This window comes from Salipiger aestuarii (assembly GCF_003259905.1).
GTDB classification, from domain to species: Bacteria; Pseudomonadota; Alphaproteobacteria; order Rhodobacterales; family Rhodobacteraceae; genus Salipiger; species Salipiger aestuarii.
Window position 1 is genome coordinate 1 of record NZ_QLMG01000034.1, and the last position, 20,226, is coordinate 20,226.

Sequence of the window (20,226 nt, forward strand, 5' to 3'; positions counted from 1 at the left end):
CGATACCCCTTCGCCGGGCTGCCCGACCGGCCATAGCGCAGGCGGCCGAGAAAGGCGGCCAGCTCCTCCTCGAACATCGCCTCGATGGTGAGGCGGACGTTCGCCCGAAGGCGATCCTCGATCGGGTCGAACCCGGCCTCCCCGGCCAGTAGCGCAAAGCTCGCGGTGTCGGTAATCTGGGTCATGGCGTGATCTCCCTGGCGGTTGGCGCCGCCGGTTGGGTGGGTTTCAGGTCACCCGGAGATTACGCCGCCTTCGAATTTCCACCACTTCCGCGACACGACCAGTGGACCGCCGTTAAGCCACTACTAGAAAACACACTCGATTTCTTAACCGGAGATCGGTGGAGCTTCACGTTCCTGCCGAACGGTCCCTCAAAACCAAATTCTGTAGGTGGCAAGCTTCGCAAGAAGTCCAATCTGACTGGGGTAGATAGCGTCTGCTTGTACTCAGGCGGCTTGGATAGTTGGCTGGGCGTAAAACACCTGGCTGCAAACGGCAGCAATCCAATTTTAGTCAGTCACTCTTACCCACAGGACGCTCAACGTCAAAATTACTTGTATGATCGCTTAGGGCTTACACTTCAGCGCTTGGCCTTCAATGCAAGCCCCCGCCAATCAGGGGGAGCAAACGACACGACGATGCGCGGTCGTAGTTTTAACTTTTTGGCAATGGCTGCCGTTTGCGCGGATGCAGTTGCTGAGCTCAATAGCTTGAACCAGGTCCCGCTATACATACCAGAGAATGGCTTCATCGCTCTCAACGCACCGCTAACACCAAGGCGTATTGGTTCTCATAGCACCCGTACAGCGCACCCCAATTACCTTTCCCTGATGCAGGAGCTTTTCGATATTGTCGGCATAAAAGCCCGCATTCAAAACCCTTTCTGGAATCAGACCAAGGGCGAAATGATGCTGAACGCTTCACTTTCGGTGGATGATCAACGATACGCCAGTGAAACTGTTTCTTGTGGGAAATGGAAACGTAAGAGTGAACAGTGTGGCCGTTGCTTGCCATGCCTTATACGCCGTTCATCCTTCCACAGGTCTGGTATTACGGACACGACAAAATACACCTATTCAGTCCCGCAGAATTTTGCGGAACGAGAGGGTGTGAAGAAAGACGATCTGTTGGCAGTCATTCGAGCGGTTCGACCTACGACGCCGAATGAGCGGCTCGCGAAAGCATTGAAAACGGGACCTTTGCCGACTGCGAATAACGATAGACAAGACTGGCTTGCTGTCTATGACCGCGGGCTAGCAGAGCTTCGCGACTATCTTATTAGCCAAGGAATCAAATGTGATTGATTTCCATTGCCACCTCGACTTGATGGATGACCCGAAAAAAGTGGTTAGAGAACTGGAGGATGCACAGGCCTACGTGTTGTCGGTAACCACCACCCCTAAGGCATTTCCAAAGACATCAAGGCTGGTAAAGAAAGATGGCCGCATTCGAACTGCTCTTGGATATCATCCGCAACTTGTCGCCGAGCGCGCCGATGAGCTGCCCTTGTTCGAAAGGATGCTCGGCGAAACACGCTACGTAGGTGAAGTTGGATTGGATGGTGGAAAAGAGTTCGCAAGCTCAAAAAATTCACAATCCAAAGTCTTTACCACAATACTTAGCCTTTGCAGTTCACACGGTTCAAAAATTATCTCAATACATAGCAGGCATGCGGCGTCAGCGGTTCTAGATCAACTCGCTGACCATCCAAAGTGTGGCATTCCCGTACTCCATTGGTTCACCGGAACCCAGAATGAGCTTGAAAGAGCGATCAGGATGGGGTGCTGGTTTTCAGTTGGCGTTCCTATGTTACGCAGCAAAAAAGGCATAGCCGCACTAAAAACTATTCCGAATGAACGCATTTTGACCGAAACAGATGCCCCGTTCGCAAGCACGAACGTTACGGCTTCTTTAACAGCCGCAGCGAAAGGTCTCGCAAAGATTTGGGGAGTGGATGTGAAGGAGGCCAACAGTCGTTTGAAGTCTAATTTGGCAAATTTGATTGCCTAGACTTTCAATTTAATATTTCGAGATAATGGAACCAATGGCTCGTCATTTTATCATCCGAACATCAGGTCTCCGTCCGCTCTAAGCAGGCCCGCTTAGGATCATAGACATAACTTGAAATAGTACCATCTTTGATCTTTTCAACGGCTTCCTTGACTACAAACAATGGCACAAGAAACCATTCGCGCGGCAAAACTGGCCGACCGAAACGATCCATGATCTCAATTTCCAGCCGTGCAGGTTCGAAGATCCGGTGGATCAGGTTTTCGAGCTTGGTTCGATTAATGTTGTAAAGCTCATATGTCGCGACAATCTCGACATTCGCCATCAAAAATGTTGGTTGAAGGTGTGCACCTGCAACGCGCTTCTCCACGCTCATATTGGTGACACCAATCTTGTGAACCAATTCTCGGTTTTCTATCACAAGAGGATGATCAGACTTGCTGCGTAGCACGTAGATCGTACCACTCGCCTCATCGCCATCGATAGTTTGATCCGAAAACAACGGTCCCGCGTTAGGCTCTGTAATTCGACGTCCTGCTTCACCATCCGCGTTAAGCGCGCGTTGGAGTGAGCGCATGAGCATATTACTTTCGGTCCCGTTGTCGAAGATGACACGCAGACGGGCATCAGTGCGACCCTGATCGGTAAGAGTCATCTCCCCCATCTCAGCGACATAAGCTTTTTGACCGCCGACGATGAAAAACCGCCCTGGCTCGATCTCAGCCTTTAGCTCGAACTTTCTGGTTTCACGAAGGCCCGAGTTAAGCTCTTTCTGAATTTCCTCAAACAGTGGCTTGAAGGTTTCGAAGTCGTCACACTTCTCACGGTTCGCAATGTTCTCGGCAGCCTTTTTCTCTGCTGTTGAACGGACATGCTTGAGCTCTGCGATTGATGGCGCTTCCACCTCAATTCCAAGCTCAGCAAGCAAGGCGTCGTCGTCGAGCTCGTCAGGATCAATTGACTGTTTTACGGCTGATCCGGTTAGAAGATTCTGGTGATCAAGCGGCTCTACCAGATCACGGCACTCTTGAAGCTCGCGGATGCGGTCCAAGCGTACAGCATAAAGCCGTTCAAAAATATCGCGCTCTTCACCATGCTCAGGCGCTCGTCCTTTTTCTTCAGTAAACCGCTGAATCTCTTCAAAGCCAGCAATGATGCGCTCTTCGCGCGGCGTGCGAGATACGGCTTTCTTGACGTCAACATCAACGCCAAGCTCAGCTAGAAGAGCATCGTCGTCCTCGGTAAATGCTCTAGCCATTTGCGGCCTCCTGCTTCATGCGTGCGAGGTAAGCCACACCTTCGGCCATCTTCTTTTCCCAGGCATCAGCAGATGTAATGGAGGGCAAACGCCCGCGCTCTTGTTTGAACTTCACGGCCCGCCGCGCCAAGTCGCGCGCTTCTTCAGGTGAAAGCTGCACCTTCTTTGCTGAAATAACCGCTTGAACCTGCTTGAGGCTTTCTTCGCTCATCGTCTTGGCCAAAATCGCATAGGCCTCGCTGAATGGATTGATCTGATCGATCATGTCGATGTCCAACTCACGCACGTCCATCGCAAACTTCCGAACGCCATCGATGAGCGCAGTGTTGCCGCTTGTCTGCGCGTCATCATCGGGCGCAGAAAGAGCAACTTCCTTGGCTTTCTGGGTCAAATTGAGCGCTGCGACAGCATGTTGCCGAACGGCTTCCTGATCGTCAGCATCTAGCTCGGGGAACTTTGCACCGACGATCTTGCCCATCCGCACTTGGGTCAGCTCTTCGGGTACTAGCTCTTCATCAAACAGTCCGCGCTCAATCGTCGTTTTGTCCTGAACGAAGGCTGTAATTACCTCGTTCAAGTCTTCTTGGCAGATGCGCGCTGCTTCCTTGCTCTTGGGCTCGGCCAGCCCTTTGATCTCGATTTGAAACTGACCGCTATCCTCGTTGAAGCCAACGTTCTCTTTCGCTGGATCGTAGCCACCTTCACCATAGTCGAAACCCTCAACAGGCCCACTCTTCGGGCTCTTGGGCGTGAAGTTGAAGCGTGGCGCAAGCACTTGTTCCATGAGAAGGCTGGCGGCAATTGCTTTGAGCGTATCGTTCACCGCCTCCGTTACGGCTTCCTCGGCTGCATCCGGCTCGGCGATGAGGTTTGTAAAGCGCGCGCGTGATTTCCCTTCGGCGTCGCGTGTCGCTCGGCCAATGATCTGAACGATTTCAGTCAAGCTCGCTCGATAGCCAACCGTCAAGGCGTGCTCGCACCAAATCCAGTCAAAGCCCTCCTTGGCCATGCCCAAAGCGATGATGATATCTACATGATCGCGATTGTTCTTTTGATCAGGGTCTTTCAATGCCGCCGAAACCTTGTCGCGTTTGACGGCCTCGTCATCGACAAGATCAGCAATCTTCAAAACGCGTCCGTCCTCTGTCTTCACAAGCTGAAAGCCGGTCTTCGGGTCGGTGCCTTGCCAGTCGCCCAAAGCATCAATGATATGCTCCACCTCGCGATGCTTGTCCTTGGTGCTCTCACGCGAGTTCACATTCGGGATGTGCAGGATGGTCTTCTCGTTCGCATCGAGCACCTTCAGAATGTCGTCGGCATAGGAGCCGGAATAGAAGAAGTAGCCAATATCAAGCGTCTTCAGATATTTATAGCCGTTCAACTGCTCGTAATAGGTATAGGTGACGGTATCGAACTTGGCCTCGTCCTCGGGCGAGAGAACCGCTTCGGCATCACCTCTGAAATACGATCCCGTCATGGCAACCATGTGCGCTTTGTCGCGCGCCATGAAGTCACCAAGGTGCTGACCGAGTTTGTTGTCAGGGTTAGCCGAGACGTGGTGGAATTCATCCACCGCGATCAACCGATTATCAAATGCCTGTACCCCAAACTTATCGACGGCAAAGCGGAAAGTGGCATGCGTGCAGACAAGCACTTGGTCATCGCTCTCCAGGAACTTTCCAACCGAGCCAACTTTACCATCATCCCCGCCAGGTGCGTTGCAGAGGTTCCACTTCGGTTGAACGCTCCAGTCTGCCCAAAAGCCAAACTTGCTCAGCGGCTCGTCAGCAAAACTCGATCCGATGGATTTTTCCGGCACCACCACGATTGCCTGCTTGAGCCTCTGATTGTGCAGCTTGTCCAGCGCGATGAACATCAGTGCACGGCTCTTCCCTGATGCAGGCGGCGACTTGATCAAAAGATATTGTTCGCCCCGCTTCTCATAAGCACGCTCCTGCATCGCCCGCATGCCAAGCTCGTTCGATTTGGTCGAGTTGCCGTTTTGGGCGTAATTTACGGAGACTGAGGGAACATTCTTATTCTTCATTTTCAAACCTTATAATCATTCAAAATATCTTTGGCCCACACCGGTGGTTGCGGCCACGAGTATGCACCAACTTCGAGCCAGGACTTGGACGTGCCAATCTTGTCGAGCTTTAAAATGCGCTCAAGCATCTCATCGTGTGGGTACACAAAACACTCACCGCCATTGAGAAATGCGATATGGATGTCCTTACCTAAGTATTTCTTGTCGATGGTCATGCGTCCCTTGAGCTGAATTTTCAGGAACACATTGCCATCGATATGGCAGGCGAGAAAATCAGCGCCTTGCCAATCGTCATTCAAGCGCAAGCAATTGTACCCGTAGTCGGCTAGCTCGCCCGCAACCTTCTGGAAGTTGTAATTTTCCTTCTGTCGGGAATTCAGGTCGCTGTAGGAGACGCGCTCAAACACTTTGCTTCTTCCCAACTGTCTTGGTCATCTTAGTGTATAGCTCAAAGAGCTTTTCCAGCCGCTCGGTATCGTTGCGGAAGCGTCGTCCGATGTAGATACGTTCTAGAACCTCGTCGTTGCGGTCATGCGCGGCGCGCAGGTCCGCAGGCATATCCTCGGGATCGTAGAGATCGGCGATGGTCGCCGGGAAGTGTGCTTCGCGCGCTAGAAGGATGTCTTCGGCGCAACGGGTCAAATCCACCTTGTTTTTCTCTGTCAGCTTTGGAACGGGGAAGGTGTTCCAGCAAAGATTGGACCCATAGCGTAGACCGTTTCCATGTCGACCGGATAGTGCTGTAGCCCAAGCAAAGTGAGCTCTGGAACTTATCAATGAAAAGTTGAACAACTCCGGATCATACATTACGTGTGCAAGGTGGGTAACGATAACTTCAGGCTCTAGTAGCCCGACAGGTAAATATCCTGCGTCAGCGACGCATACTTGTGGCACGACAATCTGTTTGGATTGCGCTGTATTCCGAAATCGAAATTGATGAGGCCGATTGGCGAGACTTCTTGCAACGTCACCGCCACCGACCCGATATGCCTCAACCGCTGAGATCTTTTCTCTTATTCTGGGAACTTCATTGGCACGATCTAGTTGGTCGTCGTCGATCCACAAACACCAGCTTAAGCTTCCGTTTATGAACTCAGTCGTACCTGTAGCGCGCCTTAACATATCCCGCACATCGACCGGGGATTTTCTAATTTCATCCAAATCGCTTGGGGTAATTCTCAGGTGTTGAGCGTCATAAGCTGCATTACCCGTAATAATTCTGGCAATATCAGAAATCGTCCTGCCTTCCTTTTGAACGATAACTTCGCTGGCTGGAATTAGATAGCTATTGATATGCGAGACTTCGCGCCTAACTTCGGCTTCGAATAATATCGCTCTCGATGAAGGACGCTTGGATAGTCCTAGTATCGTTACAAAGACGCCTGCATTATTTTGAGCATTATTGGCCCATTTGAAAGGTGCATAGGCAAAATCTATCGATATCCCTTTCTTTCTCAAACGCGGCCAAAGCGTAGGAACATGAGAGCCCTGATTAACTGAACTCGTAGTCACAAAAGCAACAGCTTCTGCATAAGTTAATATGTCGGAAGCTTTATCAAAGAACGCAGAAATGTAGTCCAAATTCTTGTATGGAAAGCTCTTGCCAAAGACTGAGATCATGTCTGATTTCTGTTCGTCGTCTTGTTTTTTTCCTCCTAGATACGGTGGATTCCCGCAGATGTAGGTTTCTCCACCCTCATTTTCGAAGTCAATTTCAGCTTGGTCTAATGGTGTGCTGAATAAGTCGTCGCCTTGCATCTTGACGCCTGTACCGGTCGGGGGACAGATACTTAGCCAGTCAAGCCGCAGAGCATTGCCACAGGTGATCCAATTCTTGGCGTCAAGCGGAAGAAATTCCGCCAGAGCTTCCTTCTGACCGCGATAGGTCACGTCACATTGATACTCGGCGATAATCAGCGCCAGCCGCGCGATCTCAGCGGGGAAGTCGCGCAGTTCGATTCCGCGATAGTTGGTTAGCGGGATTTCCGTGCGCCGATCGGCCTCGTCGCGCCGTTCATTGATCTCAGCCTCGATGGCGCGCATTTCCTTGTAGGCGATAACAAGGAAGTTGCCCGATCCACAGGCTGGATCAAACACCCTGATCTTGGAGATGCGATTGCGCAGGTTCAAAAGCTTGCGGGGGTTGTCACCCGCTTCTTCCAACTTCTCGCGCAAATCATCGAGGAAGAGTGGATTGAGCACCTTCAGGATGTTTGGCACGGATGTGTAGTGCATGCCAAGCGCGCCGCGTTCCTCATCATCCGCTACGGCCTGGATCATCGACCCAAAAATGTCAGGGTTGATCTTCGTCCAGTCGAGGCTGCCGATATGGATCAGATAGGAGCGCGCGATCCGGCTGAAACGCGGCACGTCCGTAGTGCCGGAAAAGAGGCCGCCGTTCACGTATGGAAAGGCATTCGCCCAGCGGGCAATGCCTGCCGAAGTTCGATCTTCGGCCTTGGTGTTCATGGCGCGGAAGAGCTCACTGATCACTTCGTGTGTGTTCGAGGAGTCGCGTTCGCTCATCTGTTCAATCGTCTTGGTGAACTGATCCGCGCTGGCAAAGATGTCCGTGTCTTCCGCGAAAAAGCAGAATATCAGCCGCGCCATGAAATGGTTCATGTCGTGACGGCGTTCCGCAGTGCCCCATTCGGGATTGTCTTTCAAAAGCTCGACGTAGAGGCGATTGAGGCGACCCGTTGCCTTGATGTCGAACGAGCTTTCGCGGATTTGCTTTACGGTGCTGATACCCGCCAAGGGTAAGAAAAAGCCAAAGTGATCGGGAAAATTTTTGTAGGCGCAGGCAATCGTTTCGCCCGTGGTAAGGTCTTCGGCCTCAAGGACAGCGCCGTCCGTGGCGAGCACGAATTTAGCTTTGGCTTTGGCGGTTGAGGGGCTTGCCTTCAGCTCCGCCAACGTGTGTGTGACGTCGCCAGCGTCACAGACGGCAATGTGGATGTTGTTGGTCTGGAGAACACCTCCAAGATCGGACTTGTTGGAAGCCCCGGTGCGAAGCCGCTTGAGCGTCGTGGCCTTGTTCCCGAATGCTTCGAGGAAAGCATACGGGAACTCCTGAGCGTCAAAAGGCTGCTCAGCGAGTGCGGAAATGGCTTCTTCGATTTCAACGGCGTTCAAGGTTCAACGACTCCATAGCTATGAGTTGAACCTAGCAGCTAGCTTTGTTGTGTGCATCCACAGACATACAAAATCTAGCGGATATCCACATTCCAACCGAACGGAATTGTTGGTCTGGGCTCCAAGGGCGCGAAGCACCTTTGGTCGATGGGATGGTTCCAAGGAAGGGTAGCGCGACAGCTCCCTTTTTGGTCTGGGTTTCAAGGGGCAGGAACGCCCTTTGGTCTCGATGAAATCGTCTCCATGGCATGGTCAGGTTTTCTAAGGGCACGAAGGCTCTTGGATCGAAGGTTTGCAAAGGAGAGCGAAGTCTCCTTGCGACTGATTGAACGGGGATGCGTTCTGCTGGCTCTGGGATGGGTTCAAACCCTGATCCGAGCCACTGGCCGGGGGGATGCAACGGGGGCGCGCAAGACTGAAAGTCTGGAGCGGGCCCCCTTGTCAAGATGTGAGTGGTACTACCACGCACACATCTTGCACATCAGGTTTCAGCCTCGCTGGGACACATCTCGCACATCAGGTTTCAGCCTCGCTAAGACACGTCTGTACGTTAGATTCGGGTCCACGCGGAGCTATCTCGCTTGCGGTCAAGGAGGTTCAGTAATTGCGTCAAAAAATCCATTGCGGTGTTATAGTCAACAAATGAAATTGATTCGGTGGTTTGGAAAACGAAAGATGCCTCATGTACATCCGGGATTCTCCCTCGCCCAACTTATTGAAACGACTGCCAATGAGCTTCGGGCAGTGCGTGATAGAGCTCCTGATGACACAGTAATCCAACTTACAGATTGCGAGCTAGAGCTGGCCGTCACTGTTGGTGCCGAAGCTGGTGGCGGGATCAAGTTTTGGGTCGTGGATACGAGTGCTAAAGGAAACCTTGAAAGCGTTAGTCGAGTCACATTGAAATTTGGGCCGGTCCCGGGGAAGCCAGGTATCGCAGCGAGAGCTGGCGAGCAAACTAGTGGAACTGATCCCGACCCCAATGTGCTCGAAGGAGACGATTCTAGTGGCGACGGAAGCTGACAGCAGAGCACTCGCAGAAATCTGGCACCCTGAAGCTCTCGAAAGTTGTTTGGGACTATGGATAGCATTTACAGCTAGCGACGGCGTCATTACGTCCGCCGACTCCCAGGCATATTTACTGGAACAATTTGAGCATGCGATTTCTGAAGGAAAGGCTCCGCTGTTCGCCTTTGTTGATTTTCGGGAGCGAGTATGATGGCTCCAGCCAATGTTCGGTATGCTGGAAAAGACTATTTTGGAACCCAGCTCACGAAGAATAGGCTCCTACCCTTTACAATGATAACCTTGCACGGGAGCGGCAACGTCGCGATTCCAATATGGGGATTGCTAGATACTGGGGCCGATCACCTGATGCTAAATTCAGGAGAAGCAAAGTACTTGAATATCGACTTAAACCAATGTCCAAAGCGGAAAATGCTTCTCGCAAATGGATGTGAAGAGGAATACTCTTTGGCGACAATTCAAGTTTCGATTAAGGGGTATCGCAATAAAGTTGATGCATTATTCGGGGTTGTTGGAACGCCATTGATTGGCAGAACTACGATCCAACGAACACTGAAGTTTGGTCTTGATGAGCAGGGATGGCTGTACGCAAAGTCTGCCTTAGCCTTAGCCTTACCCTAGCAACTCAAATGGGGACGGCCCGGCAGTGGGGCGATCTGCCTCAATTATTCCGTCGCCCGAAATTACCATCTGTCTCGACACTTGTGCGAATCCGCCGATTTTTGCCCCATCTTTAACTGTTGCGCCACCAAAAATATGTGCATGTCCGTAAATGAGCGCATCGTCTTCAATTCTTGAATCATGCTGAACTATTGCTTCATCTGCAATCCAGCATTCACCATCGTGAGACAAATTCGTTTCACTTTGAACATAACCTCCCAAATCACCAGATGCTGCATTGGCAAAATCAACAAGTGCGCGAATTCTGTACAGTGGTTCACCTGAGACGTTAATGCAATCTTCTAATACCAATTCGTATTTTTTCATTTAGCCCTCACTTTTAAGAAAGTAAGCACGCTAGCACATTAAAAATACTATGGTCAATAATGCTGACCTAAGTGCGATTTGTCTTTCTGAACTAGTTGGACGCAATACCAGCTTTCAAGAATATGTCGGCATTCTATTTACGCTGCAATTACACGATAAGATTGTCAGTCAGGTTGGCTGCGTATTTTGTGAGGTTGAGGATGACCCCAGCACATTGCTCTTGATGAAATCATAGGTCTGGCCTGTTTCAAGCTGGATGAGCAGTACCGCCAAAGCATGCGTGACACAAAGCAACCAATATTCAGCCGTTTCCATCTGATCATATTTGGGCAGGGCTTTGTTGTGGATGTATCCTTCATGGATAAACAACATATCAGCGCCTTGGCGGATCGACATCTGATGAGCCACATGCGAACTCATGCCCGAGGGCTTGTACCCTCTGAAGCGCCTATATCGCTCCCGCATCTTCTCTATTACAACGTGGTTTTCAAAGACATCGGCTGGTACCATTCCGGGAATCTTCCTGATGTCATCGTAAGGGATCGTATTAGAGCTGATCTCTAATACTCTGTTGGCGATGGGTTTTACGTATGCATTGATGTTAGTGTCTCGCATACTTTTTACAAACCTTAGTTTTTCTGCCTGCGTCGTGGTTTTTCCCAAGGCTGGCATAAGCCATTTTCGTCCATTCAAGACATCGGGAATTTCGCCTTCCATCATCTTGGCAAGACTGTTTCGGCGGTCATAGAACTCCCTGACAATTATCTTGGTAGACACATCCCTAATAATGCGATGCGAGGCTTGGCGGGAGACTTTTCGATCTTTGCTTTTTGCGAGTTTGAAGCGAGTGCCTAAGGTTTGCTGAAGCTTGGTCATGCCTAGATCAACATAGCCACCATCTTCGATCACAGCCTTTGGGATGGAAGAGTATGTCATGCCATGCAGCCAACAAAATAACACCCGTACAAGTACGTCCTCTGAGACATGCGTGCCCGCAAGAAAGCGGTTTTTAGGTTTCTTAGCCTTGTCGCTCATGACGTGCAGCTTGGCCCATAATTCCTAAAGCTGACAAGTTCCAACTCAGCTCCGTGACAGATTTATGGTCGGGGCTTAGTTACTGGTCATGCGCTGATCATGGCGCTGAGACGACAAAAACTACAAACGAAACAAACACCCTAAGCGCTGAAAGTTTCAATTTCAGCGATCAATCGAGCTGTGTCTGACGCAGCAAAGGAAAAGAGAAAGGACGTAAATAATGTATCCACCTCAACACCCAGGCCAAGGAGGCCGAGGACCTGGTGAAGACCTGAAAGGCGGTTTCGCAACATGCGCCGCTGCGATGGTCTCCATCGTGGTCAGCCCACCGTTCCACGAGTTTACAGCTCCCTATGTCTGGCAGCTGTCTTCAAAAAGTTATGGGCCCGAAATGGTCAACTTCATCATGGCGATGTGGATGATCCTCACCTGGCCGCTGACTTTTTTCGCGGCACGCGCAGCAATCAGTGCAGCACTGACTGTGGCAGGCGTCTACATCGCCTACCGCCTCATCTGAAACCAACACGAAAGGAAACCAAATGCCTAAGATCATTGAAGAACAAGTCGGAACCATCATGCGTCGCCGTAAGGTCAAAACCTTCGGGGACAAAGTGAAGGAGGTCCTGCAAGGGATCGCATCCGTTGCCTTCGTTCTGGCACTCATCGGCCTATTTATCGGTGGCCAATAATCGAAGCGGGATGGCCGCTCTCTAAAAGCGGTCATCCCACCCAAAACCACAACTGAAACATGAAAGGAGACCCTCATGCGATTTGAGGAACAATACCCCTATGGCTCGGCGCGATTTGCGCAAAGACCTCGAAATCCACCGCGCCTTCATGGCAAAGGGCGGTGTGCCCTTTGGCTTCGCGGGCGGACGCAAACTCTATCACTCGAAGAATGCGGGCATGCTGCTGATCGGCGGCGCTGGCTCAGGCAAGTTTACATCCGTCCTAGCACATCTCATGGATGCGCCTGGTCGGGGCAGCGAGCCCGCACGCTATGCGATCTTCGATCCCAAGCGTGAGCTGCGGGCTGTCATGGAGCCGTACTTTGCATCCATCAAGGCGCGGGTCTACGAGATCAATCCTTACTTCACCCATGGGGTGCAGGGAAATCGGCTCTCGCTTCTAAGCCACCTCACGCCTGATAGTCCGCGTCTGGTCGCAGATGCACGACGTGCGGCGCGAACCTTTCTGCCCGAAAGCGGCGGCGGAGATTCCCAATTCTTCGACCAGAAGGGCCAGAACTGGCTCGATGCTCTTATGCGCGGCCTTGTGCATCTGGATGGCGGGGTGTCTCCGACGTCGCTCTATGAACTGATCGGGATGGTGCGCTCGTACCCCGACGCCTGGGAAGAGACGGCTTCGGTCATGAGCGCTATGGGTGAAGGCGATCTTCGCATCACCTTTGACGAGATGCTGGATATGGCGGCAGAGAGCCGCCGCACCTTCGATTCTGTCATGGGCGGCATCAGCAACGCTCTGGCGTTCATGAACGATCCGCGCCTGCAAACTGCTCTCGTTCGCACACAGGAAGCCGACTTCACTCTAGATGTGCTCTGCGAGAACACATCCGATCCTGTCTTTGTCTTCTTTGTCATGCCGCCGGAGATGACGCAGCAGAACGCGGCGGTCATTCGCCAGTTCTTCTCGACGCTGCGCACGATCAAGCAAATGCGGCCTGATGCACCAACGCTCAATCTGGTCATCGATGAAGCGGCCCAACTCGGGCGCTTCCCCGAGATTGCCGAGTTCTACTCGATTGGGCGCGGCTTCGGACTTTCCCCCGTCTGCGTCTATCAGGACATCGGGCAAATTCGAAACAACCTTGGGCCCACAGGCGCGATGACGCTCTCGGCGAGCGCAGACATCGAAGTCTATCTCGGCGGCGGTATCTCTGACCTGGAAACCGCGCGGCATCTAAGCGCCAAGCTCGGCAACCAAACGCTGGAGCTGGAGGATCATCTCACTCAGCACCGCGCCGAGCGCGCCATGCGCGAAGCGATGCACGATGCGCTCTTCGGGCGCGGCAATGCTACGCGCACGGGTCTGTCTATGAAGACGCTGGACTATGAGCGCGGACACAAACGCAAACAGGCGCGCGCGCTCATGACGCCCGAAGAAATTCTCGGGATGAGCCACAAGCAATCCCTCGTCATGGCCTCGGGATACGGCATTCCGCCGTTTCTTGCGGACAAAAGCCCGTACTTCGCCATGCCGCGATACACGGGCCTTTGCGGGCCGAACCCTTACTTCGACCGTGATCTTGGATCGGTCAAAGTGCCTGGCCGCTTCAAACGGATGCGATCTCTCAAGGTAATCACGGAATCCGTGCCTTCGGCGCTCGCTGATCTGCCGCAATACCAAAATGGGACATGGAGCTTCATTGAAGGCCACCGCCCCAAATACTGAAAACTGAAACAAGCAAAAGGAAAACGACATGAAACAGGAAATGATCAAAAGCCAAAAAACCGCAGAAATTTGCGGGGTTGGCCCGAAAAGTGGTAAAATGAAAGTAGAGCAAGGTTCGGCTTATGCCGTACCACTTTCCGCCTCGGCTGTTCAGCGCGTGGCACCTCAAGGGCACGACGGAATTGATGCACATCCGCTTGGAGCGGATGCGGGAACGCGCACGCCTAAAATCGGAAAGGAGGGTGCGGCCATGAATGAACACGATGAAGACCAGGACTTCCGTTTCGCGCTGAATGCGGCAGCCAAGCCCAGCATCGGGATCGATACGGCGAAGTATCAAGCCTATCTCGATGATCCCGCTCTGACCGATGATCAAAAAGAAGAGATCGTGCAGGCGCTCTGGGGTATCATCGTTGCGTTCGTGGACCTCGGCTTCGGCGTTCACCCTCTTCAAGAGGTGCTAGGCCAAGAAGCCTGTGGAAAAGCTGAGCAACAGCTTGATGTGCAAGGCAACAAGGATTCTAATGAATCCAAGCCTGTAAACACTCTGAGCAAAGAATTCGAGCGCGCCAGCGATGATACGTGATCGCGGACCGCCAAAGATTGAAAGGAGGCCTCATGGCCATTGCAAACAAAAAAGAGGAGACCCAGCTTAAAGCAGTGATTTACTGCCGGGTCTCCTCGACCAAACAAAAGCTGGAAGGGAGCGGGCTGGAAAGCCAAGAACACCGCTGCCGCGAGTATGCGGTAGCCAAGGGCTATGACGTCGAAGCCGTTTTCCCCGATGACGCATCGGGCGGCGGCGACTTCATGAAGCGCCCAGGCATGGTTGCGCTTCTTAGTTACCTCGATGCGCAGCCCGACAAAAATTACGTTGTGATCTTTGACGATCTCAAGCGCTTTGCGCGTGAGACCGAAATGCACATCAAGCTTCGTCAGGCATTCAAGACGCGCGGTGCGCTTGTCGAATGCCTGAACTTCAAATTTGAAGATACGCCGGAAGGCAAATTCATCGAAACTATTATCGCCGCTCAAGGTGAACTTGAGCGCGAACAAAACCGCCGCCAGGTGGTCCAGAAAATGAAAGCCCGCGTGGAGAAAGGCTACTATGTCTTTCACCCGCCTGTTGGCTACCGCTACTCCAAGAACCGTGAGCACGGAAAGCTCCTTGTGCGCAATGAGCCTGTGGCCTCGATCATTCAAGAAGCGCTCGAAGGTTTCGCCAGTGGGCGTTTCCGCTCGCAAGTTGAGGTCAAACGCTTCCTTGAGAGCCAACCCGACTTCCCCAAAAGTGGGGCATCGGGTTATGTGCATCCTTCAAAGGTCAAAGACATTCTACAGCGCGCTGTCTATGCTGGCTGCGTTGAAGCGCCGGATTGGGGCGTCACCATTCGCAAGGGGCATCATGAAGCTCTGATTAGCTTCGAGACCTTTGAGCGCGTTCAAAACGTCCTAAATGGCGTGGTGTATGCGCCTGCGCGAAAGGACATCAACGAAGACTTCCCGCTGCGCGGCTTTGTTGCTTGCGATGATTGCGGCGAGCCCATGACCTCCTGTTGGTCCAAAGGCCGCAATAAGCTCTATCCATACTATCTCTGCGATACCAAAGGTTGCGCCTCCAAGCGCAAGTCGATCCGCCGTGACGAGATTGAGCATGGGGCAGAAGGCATTCTCCGCTCGCTTCAGCCAGCCAAGCAACTTGTAGCGATGGCACGGGCAATGTTCACCGATCTTTGGGAGATGCGCCTCTCTGAGGCCAAGAACGCGAAAGAGACGCTCAACAAGCAGCTCAAGTCTCTGGATAGCGAAGTGAAGTCGCTGCTTGGGCGCATTGTGCAATCATCCAGCCCGACCGTGATTAGCGCTTATGAAGCGCATATCGAAGAGCTGGAGCTTCAACGTCTGAAACTGGAGGATAAGATCGATTCCGCGCTCCCTGCAAAGGGACACCTGTCTGAATTTATCGAACCGGCCATTCAGTTCCTGACAAACCCTTGGAATCTTTACAAGAAAGGCGACTTTGCGATGCAGCAAACAGTGCTGCGTCTGACCTTCGCAGAGCCACTTCGCTATAGCCGGAATGAAGGTTATCGAACCGCTGAAATCACCTTTCCATTCAAGGTGTTAGCGGATTTTTCAACCCCGAAGTGCGGGATGGTGGGCGACCCTGGAATCGAACCAGGCGTGCGTCTCCGCGAGGGAGTTACAGTCCCCTGCCACACCTTGCGGCCTGTCGCCCACGTCACACCGGGCCTGCCCAGCGTGTGGGGGGCTGATTACCTTCGGCCAAAACCGGCGTCAACAGGAAAATCCGTTGCAACCCTGCCCAGCGCGTTGCAAGGAAAGCGAACCTCGCAAGCAGGAGCAATACCATGGTGAAGAAACCGAAATGGGTCGTCGAAAAGGAACAGACCCGCAAGGCCCGCGCCGCCGAGACGGTCTGGCTTTTCGGCCTGCACGCGGTGCGCGATGCCCTGCTCAACCCCCGGCGTGAAAAGTTGCGGCTGATCGTGACGCCCAATGCCGAACTGCGCCTTGCCGACGCCATCGCGGCCGCCGGCATCACGCCGGATGTTCAGGACCCGCGCAGATTCGACGCGCCACTCGATCCGCAATCCGTCCACCAGGGCGCCGCGCTTGAGGCAAAACCGCTTGACTGGGGCCATCTTGGCGACGTGGCGCTGGGGGACGGCACGCGCCCGCCGCGCCTTGTGTTGCTTGATCGGGTGACGGATCCGCACAACGTCGGCGCCATTCTGCGCTCGGCCGAGGTGTTCGGCGCCCAGGCCGTCATCGGGACGCTGCATCATTCGGCCCCCGAAACCGGCGCGCTGGCCAAGACCGCGAGCGGCGCGCTGGAGCGCCAGCCCTACCTGCGCGAACGCAACCTTTCCGACACAATTCAGGCGCTTCAGGAAATGGGCTACCTTGTGCTGGGACTTGATGGCGACGCCGAAGACACTGTCGAGGCCGCGCTGGACGGGCTGCGCGACCGCGCCGTCGCCCTGGTGCTTGGCGCCGAAGGACCTGGATTGCGCCAGAAGACCAGGGAAACGGTCGACCGACTTGTGCGCATCGACTTCGCGGGCGGCTTTGGCTCTCTCAATGTGTCGAACGCCGCTGCCGTGGCGCTTTACGCGGCCCGTCCCTAGGCGCCCCCCCCTGTCCCCGCCGGCGCCGCGGCTGCCGATCCAAAAACCGTTCTGGTCTTCCGCGCGCGAAAACCGTATTTCGCTCTTGCGACAAGGAGTGGCGAGACATGGCGGAATACGAAACCCCCGGACCGGTCGAAACTGATTTCAGGGAAGCGATCTCTGCGGTGGAAGAGATCATCGAGGATGCCCGCAACGGGCGTATGTTCATTCTCGTCGATCACGAGGACCGCGAGAACGAGGGCGATCTGATCATCCCCGCCCAATGGGCCACCCCGGATGCGATCAATTTCATGGCCACTTATGGCCGTGGCCTGATCTGCCTGTCGATGACGCCGGAACGCTGCGACCAGCTGGGGCTGAAGATGATGTCGGTGAACAACAGCTCGCGGCACGAAACCGCCTTTACCACCTCGATCGAGGCGCGCGAGGGCATCACCACCGGGATTTCCGCCGCCGACCGGGCGCGCACCGTGGCCGTGGCGATTGACGCCAGCAAAGGCTCTGCCGATATCGCGACGCCGGGGCACCTGTTTCCGTTGCGCGCGAAATCCGGCGGCGTGCTGGTGCGCGCGGGCCATACCGAGGCTGCGGTGGACGTGGCCCGGCTTGCCGGGCTGAACCCCGCCGGGGTGATCTGCGAGGTGATGAATGACGACGGCACCATGGCCCGCCTGCCCGAACTGATCGCCTTTGCACAGCGCCACGGGCTGAAGATCGGGACGATCTCGGATCTGATTGCTTATCGCCGCCGCCACGACAACCTTGTGCGCCGCGTGCGCGAACAGACCGTCACGTCCGAATTCGGCGGCGTCTGGGACATGAAGATATACACCGACACCACCCATGGCGACGAACATATCGTGTTGTCCAAGGGCGACCTTTCGACCCCGGACCCGGTTCTGGTGCGGATGCATGCCATGGACCCGATGCTCGACATCGTCGGCACCGGCCATACCGGGCGCGCCAATGAATACCGCGATGCGATGAATGCCGTCGCCGCCGAAGGGCGCGGCGTTGTCGTTTTGCTGCGCGACACCGCGATGAAGCTGGACCCCGAAGAAGGCAGTTCTCCGCGCACCCTGCGCCAATACGGGCTTGGCGCGCAGATCCTGTCCTCGCTCGGGCTGTCAAAGCTGGTCCTGCTGACCAACTCGCCGATCCCCAGGGTCGTCGGTCTGGACGCCTACGGGCTTGAAATCACCGGTACACGCAAGATCGGAGGCCTCTGATGGCATCGAGTGAACCCCATTACATCCTGCCCCGCCCCGAATTCGACAAACCGGTCAAGATCCTGATCGCGGTGGCGCCTTACTACAAGGACATCGCAGAACAGCTCGTCGCCGGCGCCGTGGCCGAGATCGAAGCCGCCGGCGGGTTTCACGAGGTGATCGAAGTGCCCGGCGCACTGGAACTGCCCACCGCCATAGGCATCGCCGGGCGCATGTCGAATTTCGACGGGTACGTCGCCCTTGGCTGCGTCATACGCGGCGAGACGACACATTATGACACCGTATGCAACGACAGCGCCCGCGGGCTGACGCTGCTGGGGTTGCAGGGGCTGTGCATCGGGAACGGAATCCTCACGGTCGAAAACCACGATCAGGCCTGGGCCCGCGCCGAAACCGCCGGCCAGAACAAGGGCGGCGGCGCAGCGGCTGCAGCCTTGCATCTGATCGCGCTGGCCCGTAGGTGGGGCTCTTCCCGCAAAGGGGTGGGATTCGTGCCCGCCCGTGACGAGTACCAGGTGGCGGGAACCGGCGCAGGAAAAGATACCGCATGACCACCCCCGACATGCCCCAGCCCCTTTCGGGCAATCAGAAGCGAAAGATGAAATCCGCGTCGCGTCTCTATGCCGTTCAGGCGCTTTACCAGATGGAAGCGGCCGGACAGACGGTCGAGCGTGTCCAGAACGAGTTCATCGACCACCGTTTCGGCGCGGAAATCGACGACGGGGTCGAGATGATCGAGGGCGACATCACCCTGTTCGGCAAGATCACCGCGTCGGCGGTGAATTATCAGGCCCGCATCGACCAGATGACCGACCGGGCGCTGGTGGCCAAGTGGCCCATCGCCCGCATCGATCCGACCTTGCGCGCGCTGTTCCGTGCCGCCGGGGCGGAGCTGGTCGACAGCGACACGCCCCCCCGTGTCATCATCGCCGAATATGTCGAGGTCACGCAGGCGTTTTTTCCCGAGGGTCGTGAATCGAAATTCGTCAACGCCGTGCTGGATCACATGGCGCGCGAGGCCCGGTCCGAGGCGTTCTGAACGCCGACCGTCAATGCCTGCCGCCGCTAGAATTCCAGCGTCGACAGCAGCGGCATCATCAGCGAAAACAGCTCGGCCTGGGATGAAATCGCGCATTTGCGATACAGCTGCTTGCGGAACACCTTGACCGTCTGCGGGCTGATCCCCAACCGCATCGCGATCGACCCCGATGAATGCCCCTTGAGCACGAGCAGCGCGATTTCCGCCTGCCGTTCGGTCAGCGCGATGGCATGATCGCTCATGATCCGGCGCCTCAGCGCGGCGGACACATCGCTGTCCCTGAAATCACCCGTCGACCTCAGCCCCGACCACTGCCGTTCGATCAGCGCGCAGGCGATGGGCGCGATGCGCAGCGCGCGTTCCATGTCGCGCGCCGAAAACGCCCGCCCGGAACTGGCGTCGCGCCCGAGACAGACATGCACCGACACGCCGGGCGCGGGACATCCGACATAGGCCAGTTCGTCGCACAGCGTCGTCTCCTGATAGTAGACGGCGTGATATTCGTTGCGGGTGAACTGGTCGGGGGCGATGTCGCGCATCCGGTATACCCCCGCCGGTGCCCGTTCGATGTGCAAAGCGTGGAACGGATCCAGCAGATAGGCCCCTGTCAGGTAGTCCGACACGATCCTGTCGTGGACGCGCGGCTCATGCGCGTGAGAGAATAACAGTTGCGGGGCGCGGTTCTGGAAATACGCAAGCATCGTGGTGTTGTCGATTTCAAAGCAGCGCGTCAGCCATTGAAAGAACAGGCCCGCGAAGTCTTCGGTATTCAGCGCGGCGATGGCGTGCCCAAGGAAATTTTCCGTCAGATTTGGCAAATCTCGCATGATACCTCTTTGGGGGTATATACCCCCATATTTCACCCGGAATAGGGTATACCCACCTAACCG

Annotated in this window: 20 protein-coding genes, 1 tRNA gene and 2 pseudogenes; 14 read left to right on the forward strand and 9 right to left on the reverse strand. The window is 54.7% G+C overall.

Translation table 11 applies throughout. From position 1 onward, the window contains the following. Positions 1 to 185, reverse strand: a pseudogene (locus ATI53_RS15845) (IS256 family transposase); the annotation flags it as partial. A gap of 3 nt (positions 186 to 188) precedes the next feature. Here ATI53_RS15845 and qatC point away from each other — a divergent pair. Then, a complete protein-coding gene (gene qatC / locus ATI53_RS23005) occupies positions 189 to 1,307 on the forward strand; it encodes a Qat anti-phage system QueC-like protein QatC (protein WP_146609942.1) in 1,119 nt (372 codons plus the stop codon). Beyond that, complete coding sequence (gene qatD / locus ATI53_RS15855; RefSeq protein WP_111550822.1) at positions 1,300 to 2,013, forward strand: Qat anti-phage system TatD family nuclease QatD; 714 nt, start codon at positions 1,300 to 1,302, stop codon at positions 2,011 to 2,013. Before qatC ends, qatD begins: the two co-directional genes overlap by 8 nt. Positions 2,014 to 2,074: 61 nt before the next feature. Here the strand turns inward: qatD and ATI53_RS15860 are convergent, their stop codons facing one another. The 4 genes from ATI53_RS15860 to ATI53_RS15875 are packed head-to-tail and all read right to left on the reverse strand — an operon-like array spanning position 2,075 to position 8,453. Continuing rightward, positions 2,075 to 3,271, reverse strand: coding sequence for a GIY-YIG nuclease family protein (locus ATI53_RS15860; protein ID WP_111550823.1), 1,197 nt, complete (start codon positions 3,269 to 3,271; stop codon positions 2,075 to 2,077). Further along, positions 3,264 to 5,318, reverse strand: coding sequence for a DEAD/DEAH box helicase (locus tag ATI53_RS15865; protein ID WP_111550824.1), 2,055 nt, complete (start codon positions 5,316 to 5,318; stop codon positions 3,264 to 3,266). Before ATI53_RS15865 ends, ATI53_RS15860 begins: the two co-directional genes overlap by 8 nt. A gap of 2 nt (positions 5,319 to 5,320) precedes the next feature. Further along, positions 5,321 to 5,725 carry a hypothetical protein gene (locus ATI53_RS15870; protein ID WP_205912150.1) on the reverse strand — a complete coding sequence of 135 codons (405 nt, stop codon included), beginning with the start codon at positions 5,723 to 5,725 and terminating at the stop codon, positions 5,321 to 5,323. Continuing rightward, complete coding sequence (locus ATI53_RS15875) at positions 5,718 to 8,453, reverse strand: class I SAM-dependent DNA methyltransferase (protein WP_111550826.1); 2,736 nt, start codon at positions 8,451 to 8,453, stop codon at positions 5,718 to 5,720. The genes ATI53_RS15870 and ATI53_RS15875 overlap by 8 nt, the downstream gene beginning before the upstream one ends. A gap of 675 nt (positions 8,454 to 9,128) precedes the next feature. Here ATI53_RS15875 and ATI53_RS24445 point away from each other — a divergent pair. Genes ATI53_RS24445 through ATI53_RS23015 form a run of 3 tightly spaced genes read left to right on the forward strand, consistent with a single transcriptional unit; the run spans position 9,129 to position 10,100 of the window. Continuing rightward, positions 9,129 to 9,476, forward strand: coding sequence for a trypco2 family protein (locus tag ATI53_RS24445; protein ID WP_375342741.1), 348 nt, complete (start codon positions 9,129 to 9,131; stop codon positions 9,474 to 9,476). Continuing rightward, a complete protein-coding gene (locus tag ATI53_RS23010; RefSeq protein ID WP_146609943.1) occupies positions 9,460 to 9,672 on the forward strand; it encodes a hypothetical protein in 213 nt (70 codons plus the stop codon). Before ATI53_RS24445 ends, ATI53_RS23010 begins: the two co-directional genes overlap by 17 nt. Beyond that, positions 9,669 to 10,100, forward strand: coding sequence for an aspartyl protease family protein (locus ATI53_RS23015; protein ID WP_146609944.1), 432 nt, complete (start codon positions 9,669 to 9,671; stop codon positions 10,098 to 10,100). Before ATI53_RS23010 ends, ATI53_RS23015 begins: the two co-directional genes overlap by 4 nt. Here the strand turns inward: ATI53_RS23015 and ATI53_RS15880 are convergent. Together ATI53_RS15880 and ATI53_RS15885 are read right to left on the reverse strand one after the other, a co-directional pair. Then, positions 10,092 to 10,466 carry a hypothetical protein gene (locus ATI53_RS15880; protein ID WP_111550827.1) on the reverse strand — a complete coding sequence of 125 codons (375 nt, stop codon included), beginning with the start codon at positions 10,464 to 10,466 and terminating at the stop codon, positions 10,092 to 10,094. The genes ATI53_RS23015 and ATI53_RS15880 overlap by 9 nt on opposite strands. Positions 10,467 to 10,634: 168 nt before the next feature. Next, the gene (locus tag ATI53_RS15885) at positions 10,635 to 11,501 is read right to left on the reverse strand and encodes a hypothetical protein (RefSeq protein WP_111550828.1); all 867 of its coding nucleotides are present in this window, start codon (positions 11,499 to 11,501) and stop codon (positions 10,635 to 10,637) included. A 304-nt stretch (positions 11,502 to 11,805) separates the two neighbouring features. Here ATI53_RS15885 and ATI53_RS15890 point away from each other — a divergent pair, with 304 nt between their 5' ends. The 5 genes and pseudogenes from ATI53_RS15890 to ATI53_RS23995 form a co-directional block, all read left to right on the forward strand. Then, on the forward strand, positions 11,806 to 12,018 hold the full coding sequence (locus ATI53_RS15890; protein ID WP_111550829.1) for a hypothetical protein: 213 nt from the start codon (positions 11,806 to 11,808) through the stop codon (positions 12,016 to 12,018). A gap of 22 nt (positions 12,019 to 12,040) precedes the next feature. Further along, entirely contained in the window at positions 12,041 to 12,190 is a 150-nt protein-coding gene (locus ATI53_RS23375; protein ID WP_170134597.1) for a hypothetical protein, read from the forward strand. 100 nt (positions 12,191 to 12,290) lie between these two features. After that, positions 12,291 to 13,913, forward strand: coding sequence for a type IV secretory system conjugative DNA transfer family protein (locus ATI53_RS15895; RefSeq protein ID WP_111550830.1), 1,623 nt, complete (start codon positions 12,291 to 12,293; stop codon positions 13,911 to 13,913). A 28-nt stretch (positions 13,914 to 13,941) separates the two neighbouring features. Continuing rightward, a complete protein-coding gene (locus ATI53_RS23020; protein WP_146609945.1) occupies positions 13,942 to 14,499 on the forward strand; it encodes a hypothetical protein in 558 nt (185 codons plus the stop codon). Between the two features lie 32 nt (positions 14,500 to 14,531). After that, a pseudogene (locus tag ATI53_RS23995) lies at positions 14,532 to 15,506 on the forward strand (recombinase family protein); the annotation flags it as partial. Between the two features lie 562 nt (positions 15,507 to 16,068). Here the strand turns inward: ATI53_RS23995 and ATI53_RS23380 are convergent. Continuing rightward, a tRNA-Tyr gene (locus ATI53_RS23380) sits at positions 16,069 to 16,152 on the reverse strand. A gap of 133 nt (positions 16,153 to 16,285) precedes the next feature. Here ATI53_RS23380 and rlmB point away from each other — a divergent pair. The 4 genes from rlmB (at position 16,286) to nusB (ending at position 19,336) form a co-directional block, all read left to right on the forward strand. Continuing rightward, positions 16,286 to 17,065 carry a 23S rRNA (guanosine(2251)-2'-O)-methyltransferase RlmB gene (gene rlmB, locus ATI53_RS15910; protein WP_009502345.1) on the forward strand — a complete coding sequence of 260 codons (780 nt, stop codon included), beginning with the start codon at positions 16,286 to 16,288 and terminating at the stop codon, positions 17,063 to 17,065. Between the two features lie 107 nt (positions 17,066 to 17,172). Further along, entirely contained in the window at positions 17,173 to 18,297 is a 1,125-nt protein-coding gene (ribB, locus tag ATI53_RS15915; RefSeq protein WP_009502344.1) for a 3,4-dihydroxy-2-butanone-4-phosphate synthase, read from the forward strand. Beyond that, a complete protein-coding gene (locus ATI53_RS15920; RefSeq protein WP_009502343.1) occupies positions 18,297 to 18,848 on the forward strand; it encodes a 6,7-dimethyl-8-ribityllumazine synthase in 552 nt (183 codons plus the stop codon). The genes ribB and ATI53_RS15920 overlap by 1 nt, the downstream gene beginning before the upstream one ends. Further along, positions 18,845 to 19,336: a transcription antitermination factor NusB gene (gene nusB, locus ATI53_RS15925; protein WP_009502342.1), complete on the forward strand. Its 492-nt coding sequence runs from the start codon at positions 18,845 to 18,847 to the stop codon at positions 19,334 to 19,336. The genes ATI53_RS15920 and nusB overlap by 4 nt, the downstream gene beginning before the upstream one ends. 26 nt (positions 19,337 to 19,362) lie before the next feature. Here the strand turns inward: nusB and ATI53_RS15930 are convergent, their stop codons facing one another. Continuing rightward, positions 19,363 to 20,163 (reverse strand): helix-turn-helix transcriptional regulator, encoded by an 801-nt coding sequence (locus ATI53_RS15930; RefSeq protein WP_111550833.1) that lies wholly within the window; start codon positions 20,161 to 20,163, stop codon positions 19,363 to 19,365. Between the last annotated feature and the right edge of the window lie 63 nt (positions 20,164 to 20,226).

Excerpts from the sequence above, each read along its gene's own strand:
- ATI53_RS15860 (WP_111550823.1), bottom strand. The coding sequence starts at position 3,271 with ATGGCTAGAGCATTTACCGAGGACGACGATGCTCTTCTAGCTGAGCTT.
- ATI53_RS15865 (WP_111550824.1), bottom strand. The coding sequence starts at position 5,318 with ATGAAGAATAAGAATGTTCCCTCAGTCTCCGTAAATTACGCCCAAAAC.
- ATI53_RS24445 (WP_375342741.1), top strand. The coding sequence starts at position 9,129 with ATGCCTCATGTACATCCGGGATTCTCCCTCGCCCAACTTATTGAAACG.
- ATI53_RS23015 (WP_146609944.1), top strand. The coding sequence starts at position 9,669 with ATGATGGCTCCAGCCAATGTTCGGTATGCTGGAAAAGACTATTTTGGA.
- ATI53_RS15880 (WP_111550827.1), bottom strand. The coding sequence starts at position 10,466 with ATGAAAAAATACGAATTGGTATTAGAAGATTGCATTAACGTCTCAGGT.
- ATI53_RS15885 (WP_111550828.1), bottom strand. The coding sequence starts at position 11,501 with ATGAGCGACAAGGCTAAGAAACCTAAAAACCGCTTTCTTGCGGGCACG.
- ATI53_RS15890 (WP_111550829.1), top strand. The coding sequence starts at position 11,806 with ATGGTCTCCATCGTGGTCAGCCCACCGTTCCACGAGTTTACAGCTCCC.
- ATI53_RS23375 (WP_170134597.1), top strand. The coding sequence starts at position 12,041 with ATGCCTAAGATCATTGAAGAACAAGTCGGAACCATCATGCGTCGCCGT.
- ATI53_RS15895 (WP_111550830.1), top strand. The coding sequence starts at position 12,291 with ATGGCTCGGCGCGATTTGCGCAAAGACCTCGAAATCCACCGCGCCTTC.
- ATI53_RS23020 (WP_146609945.1), top strand. The coding sequence starts at position 13,942 with ATGAAACAGGAAATGATCAAAAGCCAAAAAACCGCAGAAATTTGCGGG.
- rlmB (WP_009502345.1), top strand. The coding sequence starts at position 16,286 with ATGGTGAAGAAACCGAAATGGGTCGTCGAAAAGGAACAGACCCGCAAG.
- ribB (WP_009502344.1), top strand. The coding sequence starts at position 17,173 with ATGGCGGAATACGAAACCCCCGGACCGGTCGAAACTGATTTCAGGGAA.
- ATI53_RS15920 (WP_009502343.1), top strand. The coding sequence starts at position 18,297 with ATGGCATCGAGTGAACCCCATTACATCCTGCCCCGCCCCGAATTCGAC.
- nusB (WP_009502342.1), top strand. The coding sequence starts at position 18,845 with ATGACCACCCCCGACATGCCCCAGCCCCTTTCGGGCAATCAGAAGCGA.
- ATI53_RS15930 (WP_111550833.1), bottom strand. The coding sequence starts at position 20,163 with ATGCGAGATTTGCCAAATCTGACGGAAAATTTCCTTGGGCACGCCATC.